Origin of the sequence: Micromonospora sp. NPDC048905 (genome assembly GCF_040649655.1) — a bacterium.
In the GTDB taxonomy this organism is placed as follows: Bacteria; Actinomycetota; Actinomycetes; order Mycobacteriales; family Micromonosporaceae; genus Micromonospora.
On sequence record NZ_JBEZFV010000001.1, the window covers coordinates 145,813 to 159,535 of the forward strand.

Annotated in this window: 13 protein-coding genes; 4 read left to right on the forward strand and 9 right to left on the reverse strand. The window is 70.7% G+C overall.

The genetic code is table 11. The features are described from left to right. The first annotated feature begins 95 nt into the window (after positions 1–95). The gene (locus AB0C01_RS00700) at positions 96–1,268 is read left to right on the forward strand and encodes an acyl-CoA dehydrogenase family protein (RefSeq protein WP_357245292.1); all 1,173 of its coding nucleotides are present in this window, start codon (positions 96–98) and stop codon (positions 1,266–1,268) included. A 6-nt stretch (positions 1,269–1,274) separates the two neighbouring features. Here AB0C01_RS00700 and AB0C01_RS00705 read toward each other — a convergent pair whose 3' ends face one another. The 5 genes from AB0C01_RS00705 to AB0C01_RS00725 all read right to left on the reverse strand — a co-directional run bounded on the left by AB0C01_RS00705 (position 1,275) and on the right by AB0C01_RS00725 (position 7,694). Further along, positions 1,275–2,312, reverse strand: coding sequence for an aminotransferase class V-fold PLP-dependent enzyme (locus tag AB0C01_RS00705; protein ID WP_357569866.1), 1,038 nt, complete (start codon positions 2,310–2,312; stop codon positions 1,275–1,277). Positions 2,313–2,373: 61 nt separating this feature from the next. Next, a complete protein-coding gene (locus tag AB0C01_RS00710) occupies positions 2,374–2,910 on the reverse strand; it encodes a SigE family RNA polymerase sigma factor (protein ID WP_357569867.1) in 537 nt (178 codons plus the stop codon). Continuing rightward, positions 2,910–3,521, reverse strand: a complete 612-nt coding sequence (locus AB0C01_RS00715) for a permease-like cell division protein FtsX (protein WP_357569868.1) — start codon at positions 3,519–3,521, stop codon at positions 2,910–2,912. The genes AB0C01_RS00710 and AB0C01_RS00715 overlap by 1 nt, the downstream gene beginning before the upstream one ends. Positions 3,522–3,583: 62 nt before the next feature. Beyond that, on the reverse strand, positions 3,584–5,758 hold the full coding sequence (locus AB0C01_RS00720) for an FUSC family protein (protein ID WP_357569869.1): 2,175 nt from the start codon (positions 5,756–5,758) through the stop codon (positions 3,584–3,586). A 109-nt stretch (positions 5,759–5,867) separates the two neighbouring features. Next, positions 5,868–7,694, reverse strand: coding sequence for an alpha-galactosidase (locus AB0C01_RS00725; protein WP_357569870.1), 1,827 nt, complete (start codon positions 7,692–7,694; stop codon positions 5,868–5,870). Between the two features lie 83 nt (positions 7,695–7,777). On the opposite strand from AB0C01_RS00725, the gene AB0C01_RS00730 reads away from it, so the two are divergent. Further along, complete coding sequence (locus tag AB0C01_RS00730) at positions 7,778–8,200, forward strand: hypothetical protein (protein ID WP_357245304.1); 423 nt, start codon at positions 7,778–7,780, stop codon at positions 8,198–8,200. A gap of 14 nt (positions 8,201–8,214) precedes the next feature. On the opposite strand, the gene AB0C01_RS00735 is transcribed toward AB0C01_RS00730, so the two are convergent. After that, positions 8,215–8,793: a helix-turn-helix transcriptional regulator gene (locus AB0C01_RS00735; protein ID WP_357245306.1), complete on the reverse strand. Its 579-nt coding sequence runs from the start codon at positions 8,791–8,793 to the stop codon at positions 8,215–8,217. A 53-nt stretch (positions 8,794–8,846) separates the two neighbouring features. Between AB0C01_RS00735 and AB0C01_RS00740 the strand changes: the two genes are divergently transcribed. Both AB0C01_RS00740 and AB0C01_RS00745 read left to right on the forward strand, forming a co-directional pair. Next, a complete protein-coding gene (locus tag AB0C01_RS00740) occupies positions 8,847–9,989 on the forward strand; it encodes a serine hydrolase domain-containing protein (protein WP_357569871.1) in 1,143 nt (380 codons plus the stop codon). A 108-nt stretch (positions 9,990–10,097) separates the two neighbouring features. Beyond that, positions 10,098–11,093 carry a helix-turn-helix domain-containing protein gene (locus AB0C01_RS00745; RefSeq protein WP_357569872.1) on the forward strand — a complete coding sequence of 332 codons (996 nt, stop codon included), beginning with the start codon at positions 10,098–10,100 and terminating at the stop codon, positions 11,091–11,093. 9 nt (positions 11,094–11,102) lie between these two features. On the opposite strand, the gene AB0C01_RS00750 is transcribed toward AB0C01_RS00745, so the two are convergent. The 3 genes from AB0C01_RS00750 to AB0C01_RS00760 form a co-directional block, all read right to left on the reverse strand. Beyond that, entirely contained in the window at positions 11,103–11,615 is a 513-nt protein-coding gene (locus AB0C01_RS00750; RefSeq protein WP_357245312.1) for a DUF6069 family protein, read from the reverse strand. Positions 11,616–11,801: 186 nt separating this feature from the next. After that, the gene (locus AB0C01_RS00755) at positions 11,802–11,975 is read right to left on the reverse strand and encodes a hypothetical protein (RefSeq protein ID WP_357245314.1); all 174 of its coding nucleotides are present in this window, start codon (positions 11,973–11,975) and stop codon (positions 11,802–11,804) included. A 431-nt stretch (positions 11,976–12,406) separates the two neighbouring features. Further along, on the reverse strand, positions 12,407–13,618 hold the full coding sequence (locus AB0C01_RS00760) for a transcriptional regulator (protein ID WP_357569873.1): 1,212 nt from the start codon (positions 13,616–13,618) through the stop codon (positions 12,407–12,409). Positions 13,619–13,723: the final 105 nt, after the last annotated feature.

Consider the following 13,723-nt stretch of genomic DNA (forward strand, 5'->3'; position numbering starts at 1 on the left):
CTCCTCGCGGGTCTCGGCGGTGGGGGTCTGGACGCGGCAAAACTTGCACCGCTAGTTTAATGGTGACCGGCAGCTCCGACGCCAGGAGGACCACCGTGGACTTTTCGCTGACCGACGAGGAGCGGGCGGTGCGGGACACCGTCCGGTCGTTCATCAGCCGCGAGGTGCTGCCCCTGGAAGCCGAGGTGCTCCGCCGGGAGCGGGCGCACCAGCCGGGCCTGGACCACTCCGAGGTGCGCGAGCTGCAACTCAAGGCCCGCAAGTTCGGCTTCTGGGGCCTGGCCACCCCCGAGGAGTACGGCGGCATGAACCTGCCGGCCGTACTCCAGTCCTTGATCTGGACGGAGTTGGGCCGCACGTTCGTGCCGTTCCGCTTCGGCGGGGAGGCCGACAACATCCTGTTCCACGCCACCGAGGAGCAGAAGCGGGAGTTCCTTCTCCCGACCATCGAGGGCGAGCGGCGCTCCTGCTTCGCGATCACCGAGCCGGGGGCGGGCTCGGACGCCGCGAACATCCGGCTCTCGGCGCGCCGCGACGGCGACGACTGGGTCCTGGACGGCGAGAAGACCTTCATCACCGGCGGGCACGACGCGGACTTCGCCATCGTGGTCGCGGTGACGGATCGGGACAAGGGCGCCCGCAACGGTGGGGCCACCGCCTTCCTGGTCGACCGGACGATGGGTTGGCGCTCGGAGTTCATCCAGACCATGGGCGAGGGTGGCCCCGCATCGCTCATCTTCGACGGCGTCCGCGTGCCGCACCGCAACATCCTCGGCGAGATCGGGCAGGGCTTCACGCTGGGCATGGAGTGGATCGGCAAGGGCCGCTACACCATCCCGTCGCACGCCATCGGCATCGCCGAACGGGTGCTGCAGATGGCGATCGACTACGCCAACACCCGCGAGACGTTCGGCGCGAAGATCGGCACCAACCAGGCCATCCAGTGGATGATCGCCGACTCGGAGACCGAACTGGAGGCGGCCCGGTGGCTGGTGCTGCGTTCGGCGTGGACCGTCGACCAGGGCCTGGATCCCCGGCACGCGTCGTCGATGGGCAAGCTCTACGGCGCCGGCATGGTCAACCGGGTGGTCGACCGGGTGCTCCAGATCCACGGCGGCATGGGCTACACCCGGGAGCTGCCCATCGAGCGGTGGTACCGGCAGGTCCGGCTCTACCGGATCTTCGAGGGCACCGACGAGATGCAGCGGCTGATCATCTCCCGGGACCTGCTGCGCGGCTACACGAAGATCGGTGGTCACCTCGCCTGAGCGGAGTCACCCCGTCAACGCCTCCAACGCCGCGTCCACGTCGGCCTCGGTGGAGTAGACGTGGAAGGAGGCGCGGACCCGTCCGGCGCGGACCGCCGCCCGGATGCCGGCCGCCGCCAGCCGCTGCTCCGCGTCCGGCACGTCGACGCTGACGATGGCGCTCTCCCCCGGCGGCCGGCCCAGCCCGGCCAGGAACCGGTTGGCCAACGCCACGTTGTGCTCCCGGATCGCCGGCACGCCGATCTCGGCGACCAACTCCAGCGCCGGCGCCGCGCCGACCCAGCTGAACCAGGCCGGGGAGATGTCGAACCGGCGGGCGTCGTCGGCCAGCCGCAGCGGCGCGCCGTAGTAGGAGGCGTGCGGGTCGCGGCCCGCGTACCAGCCGGCGGCGTCCGGGCGCAACCGCTCGCGCAGCGCCGGGGCCAGGTAGGCGTAGGCGGTGCCGCGCGGGTTCATCAGCCACTTGTAGCCACCGACGGCCACCACGTCGGCCCCGCTCCCGTCGAACGGCAGCCAGCCGCACGCCTGGGTCGCGTCCACCACCACCAACGCGCCGTGCGCGCGGGCCGCGATCACGATCTCGTCGTACGCCGCCACCGCCCCGTCGGCCGACTGCACCAGGCTGAACGCGACCACATCGGTGTCGCTGTCGATCGCGTCGACCAGGCCAGCCAGCGGCACCGTACGGACCTTGACCCCGCGCTCCTCCTGCACCAGCCACGGAAACAGGTTGGAGGTGAACTCGACCTCGGGGACCACCACCGTCGCCCCGGCCGGCAGGGCCGCCGCGACCGGCGCGAGGATCTGCGACACGGCCGCGCCGACCGCGACGTCACCGGCCGGCACCCCGATCAGGGCGGCGAACGCGGTACGGGACGAGTGCACCGCCTCGCCCCAGCCCTCCCACGACGTGCGGCCGACGCGCCACGCGCCCAGGGCGTCCTGTAGTGCCGTCCACGCCGGCTCGGGCGGCAACCCGTAGGAGGCGGTGTTCAACCAGCCGGGCTCCGGCTGCCACAGCTTCTGCGCCTGCTCGATCTCCATCTCGCCGACGTTAGGCGAGGCGGCGTCGAACGGGCAGGACCAATCGGCGATCGGCGGCCTGTCAGATCCGGACGAAGTCCTGGCCGAGCACCGTCCGCAACCTGGTCAGTGCGCGGGCGTTCTGCGTCTTGACCACCGAGACGGAGACGCCGAGGGTGCTGGCGACGGCCTCGACGCTCTGGTCCTCCCAGTGCCGAAGCACGACGATGGCCTGGTCCCGAAGGGGCAGGGTGGCAAGCGCCCGAAGCAGGGTGACGTGCACCTCCGCGGTGTCGTCGAGCCGTCGGGGCGCCGCCTCGGGCAACTCGGCCAGCACCAGCTCGGTGGCGCTACGCCGCTTCGCGTGGTCGAAGACGACGTTCATCAGCACCCGCCGGCTGTACGCGTCGAGGTTCGTGGTGTGCCGGATCCGGCTCCAGTTCGCGTACATCTTCGCGAAGGTGGTCTGGGTCAGGTCCTGCGCCAGGTGCCAGTCGCGGCACATCAGGTAGGCGGTCCGGCGCAGTCGCGGCGCGGTGGTCTCGACGAAGGCGGTGAACTCCGCCTGCCGGGCGGTCTGCTCGCGCCGTCGGGCCGCGCCCCAGCGCACACCCGCCATCAGTCGACCGCCGACGCGTTCGTGCCGGCCGGGCAGTCGATGCCGATGATCTCTTCGACTCCGGGCATGCGTTTGACCAGGCCCTTCAACGTCGCGAACTGCTCCCGCGCGACGAGCGTGATCCGGTACGACTCCGGAAATTGGCTGGCCTTCACGCTGGCGGCGAGTTCGGGCGCGTCCTCGTACATCTTCCTGAAGTTGATCAACGCCTGTTCGCGACTCACGAACACCAGGGTCCCGACCGCCGGATCCACGTCCAGCGCGCGGTTGACCGCGTCGCGCTGCCTATTGGTGATGTCGTCGGTGAGGAAGATCGAAGCATCGGTCGCGGTCGTCTGGGCGGGGGCCTCGCACGCCCTGTTCACCAGCATGCCGAACGCCGCCGGCACGGTCGTCGGTTCCGGGGCCGACCGTTGCGGCGGTGCCACCACGTTCACCACCCCGACCGCCGCGATGGCGGCCACGGCTGCCGTGCCCGCCGTCACCAGGCGCTGTCGACGTCGGCGCAGGCTGGTGCCGGCTGCCATCGCCGCGCCGGCCAGGTCGGTCGACGGCAGTGCGGGCTCGTCGACGATCGCCCGGTCGAAGAGCATCCGCAGGTTCTGATCCATGATTTCACTCCCGTGCTCCGGTGGACTCCCACACTCCATGACTGGTTGGGGCACCGGATCGGTCACATCGAGGCCGAATCGCCAGCCGGTGGACGGATTCGGGCGAGGCTGGCCGCGAGGCCGGTGAGCCACCTGTCGACCTCCACGAGGTGCCGGACCGACCGCGGGTCCGGCCCGCTGAGCAGTGGACGAACCCGGTCCAGTTCGTCGCCGCAGCCGGCCGGGTCGGCCGTCGGACCCGCGGCGCGGTCGTGCGCCACCTCGCGGGCGACGTCGTCGTACGCCGAGCGCAGATGCGCGGCGGAGTCCCGCAGCAGGGCCGCCGCGGCCGGCCAGCCGGCGAGGCAGCCGGGCGGGTTGCGGCGCAACAGCGACTCCGCGCCGGGCACCACGTGGTGCCCGGCGCTCAGGACCGCGTCCCAGTTCACCTGCTGCCGGTGCGGATGGTGTCGCTCCGAGTGGTACTGGCAGTACGACGAGTCGACAAGGATCATTCGGCGCCGGACCCGGTCGAGGGCACGGTCGGGAGGTGGAGCGCCGCCGACGATCGCCAGCACGGTCTGCTCGACGGCGTCCGCGCTGGCCCTCAGGTAGCCCGTCGCGTTGTGCCGCAGATCGTGGCTCGCGCCGCGCGGCCACATCGCCACGCCGGCGAGCACGCCGATCACCGCGCCGAGCAGCACGTCGACGAGGCGGGTCTCGGCGAGCCGCCACCCTTCCGGGCTGAGCTGGGCGAAGACGACGGTCAGCAGCACGGTGAACAGCGCCTGCTGCCACACCGGGCCGAGCAGGCGACCGACGCCGAAGGCCAGCAGCAGGGTCACCGGCAGGACGATGGCGTACACGATCGGCTTGTCGATGACGAGCATCAGCCCGCCGCTGACGACGGCACCGACGATCGTGCCCAGCACGGCCGGGCGCAGGGCGGTGCGGGTGTCGGCGGCCGAGGTACGCAGGACGGTGAGGGTGGCCAGCAGCACCCAGAAGCCGTGGGTCAGGTGCAGCGCCCCGGCGGCGATCCGGGCGACGGCGAGCGCCACGGCCACCCGAAGAGAGCTGTGCAGGTGGGCCGAGCGGGGTGCCAGGTGGGCGCGGAACTGCCACCAGTACAGCCGCCACGGGCTGTGCCGCGCGTACGCGAAGAGCCCTCCGGGGGCGTCCTCGCCGTCGGGCCGCGACCCGGTGGCCACCCGGACGCCCACGGCGAAGACCCGGGTCTGGTCGGCGACGGCCAGTGCCGTCGCGTCCCGGCACAACCGGGACGCGTCCGGCGGGTCGTGGCCGTCGCCCTCTCCGGCGAGGTACGCCGTCTCGGCTCGCCCGATCGCGGCGTCCAGGTCGTCGAGACCCACCGGCGGGGCGCCCGGTGTCAGGGTCCGGCCGGCGGCGCGGGTCGTCACCGCGCACGAGCGCAGCAGACTCGCCGCCGCCAGATCCCCAATCGGTACGGCTGGCGCGTCCACGGCCAACCGGTCCGCCTCGGCGAGCGCCTCGCGGAGCGCGGACGCGCAGATCCGCAACGCCCGATCCTGGGCGCCCGCCGCGCTCGGCGCCCACTCCGGGGGGTTGCGGCCCAGTTCGATGGCGGCCACCGAGTCGTACGCGCGCTCGCGCCGCGGGTCCCGAGCACCCGGACCGGTGGGCGGGTCGGTCAACCGCTCGGCGGTGACGTCGAGGAACGCCGCGACGCGGTCCGCCGCGACGGCGAGGCGCTGCCGGTAGGAGACCGGCACCGGATCGGGCCAGAGGAGCACCTCCGCCGCGGCGAGCAGCACGATGGCGAACGTGACGCCGCCGAGTCGCTCCGGCAGGGTGCCCGGCTGGTACGGCGGGAACGACGCCAGGATGTAGAAGAGTTGGAACGCGCTGGCCAACCCCACCAGGCGCGGGTTGCCGACCCCGGCGAACGCCACGACGAACCCGATGACCACCATGCCACCGGCGGCCGACCACGTGCTCCACGCCAGCAACGACCCCACGGCGATCAGCGCCCACACCGCCGGCAGTGCGGTGACGAGGATCCGCGCCCGTTGCGGCGCCGGACCGGGCAACTGCGCGAACGATCCGGCGGCGATCGTGCCGAACAGGCCGTAGGTGGCGAGCACCGAGCTGCCCGCGCCGTAGCGGCAGCCGTAGAAGACGACGGACGCGACGAGTGTCAGTCGTGCCGCCCGCCGCAGGACGGCATCGCCCGGGTCACGGCGGCGGAGCCGGCCGAGGAGGCCGGTTGCCCGCACGCCTGCTCCCCCGGATCGTCGCGGCACCCCTCATTCTCGCTCCGAAACCTGCTGGTGGCGGCGCGTTTCGCGACGAATCAGCGCGATGTGGCGGGCGCGCCGCTGAGCGCTACACGGTGGTGCGTCGCCACTGTTGGCTGGTGCCGGTGCCGCAGGTCCACTGCACGGTCTGGGCGCCGTCCGCGGTGGCGGCGTTCAGCACGTCCAGGCACTTTCCGCTGTGCCGGGCGACGAGCCGGACGTAGCCGGTGCCGAGATCCTCGACGCGCCACTGCTGGTTGGTGCCGCCGTTGCACGCCCACTGGATGACCCGGACGCCGTCGGCGGTGGCACTCGCGCCGCCGTACACGTCGAGGCACTTGCCGCTGCTGACGCTCGTCACCGTGGAGTAGCCACCACCGGTGTCCTGGAACCGCCACCGCTGGTTGGCCTGCCCGTTCGCGCCCCACTGCACGACGTTCGCGCCGTCCGCGGTGGACGCGTTGGAGACGTCGAGGAGCTTCCCGCTGTGCCGCGCGGCCACGGTGGAGGTGGTCGGCGTGGGGGTGGTGGTCAGCGGCGCCAGCCGGTACAGGCCACTGCCGTGGGCGGGGAGGGACCGGGTGAGCGTGCCGGTGGCGGTGCCGAGGCCGGCGCCGGACCACAGGTCGGTGACGGTGGCCGAGCCGATGCCCAGGTCGACCAGGTTCAGCGACACGGTGGCGGTGGCGCTCTCGCGGTTGAACAGCGCCACGTACCGGTGGTCGCTGCCCGGCACGTCGGCGGTCCACACCTGCCGGGTGCCGCCGACGAGCTGCCGGTTGTTGGCGCTGTTCTGGTCGACGGCGAGGACCGCCGCGTTCGTCATCAGCGCCAGCTCGGCGGCGCGGTTCTCGACCAGGTTGCCGCCCCACATCAGCGGCGCCCGGTTGATCGCCCACAGGGTCATCAGCGTGCGCTGCTCGTCGGCGGTGAGCGCGGAGTAGCGGGGTGAGCCGACCGGGCCGTACTTCGACAGCCGCCCGATCGGGATCATGTCCGGATCGGGCCAGGCACCGGCCGTCCGGTACGGCGTCCAGTTGCGCAACTGGTCGAAGAGCGCGTCGAGCGACGACCAGTTGTCCCACAGGTCGTTGACGATGCGCCACATGTGCGCGTTGTCCCGCACGTGCCCGCCGCTGGCCAGTGGTGTCGCACCGGGCGAGAGGCTCAGCACCATCGGCCGACCGCTGCGCTGGATCGCCGTCCGGTAACCCTCGACCTCGGCCTGCCGGTAGGTCGGGGCCGCGATGTCGTCCACCTTCACGTAGTCGACGCCCCAGCCGGCCAGGAGTTGAAAGACCGAGTCCAGGTACGCCTGCGCGCAGGCGTTGGACATGTTCAGGCCCCACATCAGGTTGAGCCAGGCCGCGGTGGTGCTGTTGTTGATCTGGTTGGCTCGACAGTTGGTGCCGAGGATGGGCACGTTGTCGGCCACCGCCTGCCGGGGGATGCCGCGCATCAGGTGGACGCCGAACTTCAACCCCTGGGCGTGCACGTAGTCGGCGAGGGGCTTGAACCCGTTGTCGCCCGCCGCCGAGGGGAACCGCGTGGTGTCCGGCAGCAGCCGCCCGTTGGCGTCCATCCGCAGCCGGGGGTTGAGGCCGGCGTCCTGGTTGGGGCTGTTGTTGTGCTGGCCCGGGTAGTACCAGGCCCAGTCGATGACGACGTACTGCCAACCGTGCTGGCGCAGGTTGTCGCGCATGTAGTCGGCGTTGGCCCGGACGTCGGACTCGGTGACGCGCCAGTTGAACGAGTCGTAGCTGTTCCACCCCATCGGCGGGGTGTCCGCCGTGCCGTTGTCCCACGCCGCGGCCGGCTTTCCGGAGATGACGCTGAGGCCGACGGCGAGCAGCACGACCAGAGCCGTGAGCCCGGCCATCCGACGTGCGGTGGAACGCGCGAGGACGAGCGTCATCGGACCTCCCGACAGACAGTGGTGGTTGTCGATGTTAACGCTCACACATCGCTTGTCAAGCGCACCGGGGGTAGACAGGACCCGTGACCTACTTCGCGGACCTGACGCCGTACACGTACCTGGAGCGGCGTGAGGACGAGCCAGGGTTAACCGACGAGCCGTGGCCGGACCTGCCGCTGCTCAACGTCGGTTGGCTGGACGCCGCGCATCCGTTCCCGACCGGCGCTCCCCCGGACGGCCTGATGCCAGCCCTGACGAAGCTGGCCACGGTGCGGGTCCGCCAGACACGCGGATACCACTTCTGCGAGATCTGCATCCGGGACATCGGCGGTGACGCCAGAGAAGCCATTCGGCTGGGCATGATCGCCCGCGAGAGCGCCGAGTTCCAGGTCCAGGGCGACGGCGTCGTGTACGCCGCACCTCAGCTCCTGCTCCACTACGTCTCCGTCCACGAATACCTGCCACCAGCCGAGTTCTGCGCGGCGGCTCTGGGTGCGACGAGCTGACACGGGTCGGCGCGTCACCCGAGGCGCCGGATGCGGACCTTCGGATCCTCGTCGCGCAGGTGGCCCGGCTCGTGTCGGTTGATGTGATCGCGGAACCAGTCGAGCGTGAAGCGGTGTGCGGCGATGCCGTAGTCGAGCGTTGCGCGTTGATGGGTGGCGAGGTCGCGGTGCTCCTCGGGCACCTCCAGGTCTCGGAGGTGCGTGGCGAGGGCCGAGAGCCTGGCGAGGTCGTTCTCGATGCGACCCGTGACACCGCGCAGCGCCGGTACGCGTTCGTCTGGCTTCAGCAGACCGAGGAAGTAGAGCCGGGACAGCGCCGCGGTTTCCAGATCGGACCCGGTCAGCTCTCCGGTCATCCACGCGTGGAACTCCTGCCGGCCGGCGTCGGTGACGCGGTACACCTTCCGTCCCCGCCCGCCGGCTTCGGTGCTGGCCACCTCGATGAGCCCTCGGGTGAGCAGGGTGTCCAGCGCCCGTTTGATGCTTCCGGAACTGGCGCTGTAGAAGAGCGCGACGCCGGCCTCGAATCCCTTGATGAGGTCGTAGAAGGTCTGCGGGGTGATCAGGAGCAGACCAAGGATCACGTGGGCCATTGGCCGAGTCTAGGTTGTTGCCTCTCAGAGACATGTCTAGTAGACATATGCTGGTGAGATCGTCACTGACCACAATCACCGCTCACGACAATCACGTTCCCGCCGGTGTCGACGCGCGACTGAGGGGCTTGCTGGAGAATCTCGTCGCGCACCGCGGCGTACACCACGCCAACCTCGCCGTCGCCAGCGGCGACGGGACGCTGCGCTGGTCGGCTGCCTGCGGGCCGGTCGGCGCCCACGATCAACCGGTGCGTCCCGACACCCCGTTCTTCATCGCCAGCGTCACCAAGCGGTTCATCATCGCGCTGGTTCTGCAGGCGCACGAACGCGGTGAACTCGACCTGTCCGCGCCGATCACCAGCTACCTGCCGGCGGAGACGACGACCGGCCTGCATGTCCTCGGAGGAATCGACCGTACGTCGGCGATCACGGTGCGCCACCTCGCCAGTCACACGTCCGGCCTGCCCGACCACTTCGAGAAGCGTCGGGAAGGCCCCAGCCTGAATGAGCGCCTGGCTACCGGGCAGGATCTGGCCTGGACCTTCGAGGACACCGTGCGGACCACGCGCGAGCAGCAGCGGCCGCACTTCACGCCGCAGGACCTCAGTGCCATACGACAGAAGGCCCGCTACTCCGACACCGGCTTCCAGCTGCTGATCCACATCATGGAGACGGTGACCGGTCGGTCGATCGCCGACCTGCTGACCGAACGGATCCTCGGCCCGCTCGACCTGACGCAGACCTGGCTCCCCGGGGACCCTCCGCCACCTGCGGCGTCCGCACCGCCCTCGCCGCTCTACGCGAAGCAGCGCAGGGTGGAGGTGCCCTCGATGATCGGATCCTGCAACGACCTGTTCAGCACCACCGCCGATCTCCTCACCTTTCAGCGAGCGCTCCTTGGTGGTGCCCTCTTCCGGGACACCCGCTCAGGGCAGCTGCTCACCGAGCGGCGCAACCGGCTGCGCAACATCCCCGTCCTCAGGTACGGGCTGGGCACCATGTTCTTCACGGTCGGCCGGCTCATGTCGTCGGGCCGCCGCCCGGTCACGCTCGTCGGCCATTCCGGAGTCACCGGGACGTGGCTCTTCCACTGTCCACAGCTCGACCTGCACCTGGTGGGCACCGTCGACCAGACCAGGGGCCAGGCCATCCCGTACCGGGTGATGGCCCGGTGTCTGGGCGCTCTACGAACATGAGGCGACGACGACGCGCCGAACCTGAGCCGGAGTTAAGGTGATTTTCTCATTCCGGTCGGCGGCGCTGCCGTCACCCGTCGCCGACATCGACAGAATTCGAGGTAGCCAGTGCTCACCGTAGGCTCGGCGGACACGACCGCGGTGCCCGCGAGTGAGCGGTTCGGTTACTGGCACGACCTGGTGGCGCGTGAATCGGTCCCGATGCGGATCCACAGTGCCCACGCGGCAAACTTCCAGGCCCGGGCCGAGGTCATCAGTCTGGGTGAGATCGTCCTGTCGTCCTGGCGGTACCCGTCCCTGGACATGCAGCGGACCAGCACGTTCATCCGCCGCAGCGACCCGGAGATGTACGAGTTCGCGCTGCCGTTGTCCGGGCACGGCGGGGTGGAACAGGAGCGGCGGACGAACCTCTTCACGCCGGGGCAGTTCGCCGTCGTCGACACGTCGCGACCGCATCGGTCGTCGCATCAGGGGCGGTCGCGGCTCGAGGGTCTGTTGACCACCCTGACGATCCTCGTGCCGCACGGTCTCGTACCGCTGCATCCCGACAAGATCGCGCAGCTCCTCGGCACCAACATCTCCGCCGTCGAGGGAATGGGCGCGCTGCTCAGCAACTTCGTACACCAGGTGTTGGGCCACCCGGAGCAGTACCAGGAGCGCGACGTCCCACTCCTGGGCATCGTCGCCCGAGACCTCATCTCCGCGACACTGGCCCAGCGCCTGGACCTCACCGAAGCCCTGCCGACCGAGGTACGCGGGCACAGCCTGCGCGTGCGCGTCAAGGCATTCATCGACGAGCACCTCGGCGACCCGGACCTCTCCCCCGGCACCGTGGCGGCCGCGCACCACGTCTCGCTCCGCAGCCTGCACCGGGCGTTCGAGGCCGAGGACCAGACCGTCGCCGACATCATCCGGACGAGGCGACTGGACCGGTGCGCGCGCGACCTGCGCGATCCCCTGCAACGCGGGCGGGCCATCCACACCGTCGCCGCCCGCTGGGGCTTTCCTTCCCAGGCCCACTTCAGCAGGGTGTTCACCGCCGCCTTCGGCATGTCCCCCCGAGCGTTCCGCAACGCCCCCTCGGCGCCCGACCGGCGTCGCTGACGAGACCGGTCAGTCGGTTCGGGTGCGGAGGCTCCGCGCGAGGACGGGAATCGTCACCGCCGCAGGCACCAGGTGCAGCCCGACGAGGGCGGCGATGGTCGCGGCGCTTGCCCCGGAGATGACCGGCGGGACCAACGAGATCGCGGTCAGCGACACCGTCGTCCACACGAATCGCTTGGCGGGACGAGCGCTCCACCGACGAAACGCGGCGGCGATGACGATGCCCACGACCGAGAAGAAGCCGGTCACCACGGCGAACCCGGCCAACGGGATCGTCTCGCCACCATCGGGGACCTCGAAGTCGACGCCACCGGCCTGGGCGAGCGCAGCGCCGAGGGTGGTGGCCACCACCGCTGCGAGCGCGGCGACGAGGCCGGTGCCGACGAGCCCACGGGTGGTCCGGCCCGGTGCCGGGCTCGCGCCGGACCCGAGCATCCGGTAGCCGCGCACGTGCACCGCCGGCTCGGCGACCTCACCAAAACCGCTCACGCCCAACTCGTTCAGCCGCGTATCCGCACTCATCACGTGATCCTTCCGCCTCGTCAGGTCCTGTCGCAGGTATGACGGGCAGGGGCGCCGAAACTCATCACTGTCATCGGGTCAGGCCGACCAGGATGGCCAATCGCGCCACGCCGGCCGATGGGCGTCATGGTCGCCGCTCACCCTGCACGGCGGCTTCGGGGCAACGAGCTGACACGGGTCGGCGCGTCACACGAGACGTTGGATGCGGACCTTCGGGTGCTCGTTCCGCAGGTGGCTCTGCTTGTGCTGGCGGACCTGCTCGTCCCAGACCTCCTGGTCGTAGTCGGGGCTGGGCGGGATCCACCTGTGTGACCCGTCGCTGTAGTGGAACTTCTCGTCTCCGGCCCGAATGATGCTCACCGCATCCAGCCGAGAAAGCGCCCCGGCTCGCAGGGCCAGTCGGCAGCACAGTACCCGCAGTTCCAGAGCGGTGAGGTCGGCTGATGGAGGGTCGTCACGACGTGCCCTGGGCGGGCCAGTGGACGCGGTTGATTGGGAGACGATGACGGCTTCGGCACGGCAGGTCGGTTCCGCAACAGCAGATTCGTCGCCAATGCCGCCAGGACCAGACAGGCCGGTGCCTACGGGCCAGGGTCAGTGCGACCACCGCGAGGTATTCGTCGTACGAGACGCGTCGCACGCGTCCTCCCCGTCTTGGCGAGGGCGGCCAGCCACCCCTGAGGTTGAGGGGGACGCGGCGACCAGGCGAAGTCCGCACCGCCCGCCGCATCCCGTGGCGGGGACGTTACGGAGGGTTTCGGGGCATCGTGGGTAGAGTTCGTACCCCTAGATCAAGAGACGAGACCGACCTTCAGTGCGAGATCTCGGGCGTCCTCGCGGCTGGACGGCGGCCCGCTGAGCAGGTCCAGAGTGATCTGTCGGGCGTAGCCGTTGAAGCGGACCGTCTCCGGGGCCGACTCGTGCGCCTGGCGAAGGTTCGCCATGGCGGTGTCACTGTCGCCCTTGCCGTAATGGGCCCGGGCGACCTCGACGAGGTGTCGCGCGCGGCGGGGTCGCGACGGAATGGCTGCTGCGTCGTGGCGCCGTGCCTGCCGCACCGCTTCGCCGGACTTCTGCAACTCGACGGCCACGGTGACGGCGTGGGCACCCATGATGACGCGGGAGAACGACGTCTGCGGCTGGTAGAAGCCCTGCGGCAGGCGCTGCGCGATCCGATCGGCGTGGTCCCAGTACCGCCAGGCACGACCCTCCTCACCTGCTCGGGCAGCGGTGTAAGCGGCTTCGAAGTGGAGCGCGCCGAAGAGGGCCAGGAGGTTGGTGTTCGCGTCGGACGCACGCGCCTCCAGGGCGGAGAGGACGTCTAGCGTCACCGCCATGGCGGTGTCCCAGTCGCCCGCGTCCCGGTGCACCTGGCACAGAAACCACCCCGCGCAGGCCAGCGCCTCGGGATCACCGGACTCCTGCGCGGCCACCATCGCGCGGTCGGCGACGCGCCACAGAATCTCGGCGGCCGGCTGGTAGGCGAGGAACATCTGCGCGAGCCCGAGCGCCTCGCCCAAGAGCGCCTGGGCTCGTCGACGCTCGTCACCCTCGTAGGTCAACGCCGCGCGTTGGACGTCGCGGAGCAGGTCCGGCAGGAGGGCGCCCAGCACCGTGCGATGGTCCGGCGCCTGATGGCGTGCCCGCCAGGCCGCAGCGAGACGGTTTCCGAGCCGACCCAACGGCTCAGGCGTGGCGTCGCCGGAGAACGTGTAGCGGTTCACGGCGTCCCGAACCGAGGCGAGCGCCGGATGTTCCGGCCCGTTCACGATCGCGGAGCGGTCGCTCAACTCCCCGACCAGGACCGACAGGTCGACCTTGAGGGCACGCGCGATCCGGTCGAGCATGTGGACGCGCGGCGGCAGAATGCGGTCGGTCTCCACTGCCTTGACCCACTCGGCGCTGCGACCCACCAGGCCGCCGAGTACGGCACGAGTCTTGCCCGAACGCTCGCGGTAGACCTTGAGCCGCTGACCGAACGTCGGCTCCGGCAGGGAATCCATCCCGAACCTCCTCGTGGCGCGGGACGTCGTACCGGCCCGTCCGCCGCCACGCCCCACGCTACCGACCGGCGCGCCGCCCAGGAACCCGCACACGCCCCCGCCCGC

Bases quoted from the DNA above. Each gene is read 5' to 3' on its own strand.
- AB0C01_RS00705 (WP_357569866.1), bottom strand. From the start codon at position 2,312: ATGGAGATCGAGCAGGCGCAGAAGCTGTGGCAGCCGGAGCCCGGCTGG.
- AB0C01_RS00710 (WP_357569867.1), bottom strand. From the start codon at position 2,910: ATGGCGGGTGTGCGCTGGGGCGCGGCCCGACGGCGCGAGCAGACCGCC.
- AB0C01_RS00715 (WP_357569868.1), bottom strand. From the start codon at position 3,521: ATGGATCAGAACCTGCGGATGCTCTTCGACCGGGCGATCGTCGACGAG.
- AB0C01_RS00725 (WP_357569870.1), bottom strand. From the start codon at position 7,694: ATGACGCTCGTCCTCGCGCGTTCCACCGCACGTCGGATGGCCGGGCTC.
- AB0C01_RS00735 (WP_357245306.1), bottom strand. From the start codon at position 8,793: ATGGCCCACGTGATCCTTGGTCTGCTCCTGATCACCCCGCAGACCTTC.
- AB0C01_RS00750 (WP_357245312.1), bottom strand. From the start codon at position 11,615: ATGAGTGCGGATACGCGGCTGAACGAGTTGGGCGTGAGCGGTTTTGGT.
- AB0C01_RS00760 (WP_357569873.1), bottom strand. From the start codon at position 13,618: ATGGATTCCCTGCCGGAGCCGACGTTCGGTCAGCGGCTCAAGGTCTAC.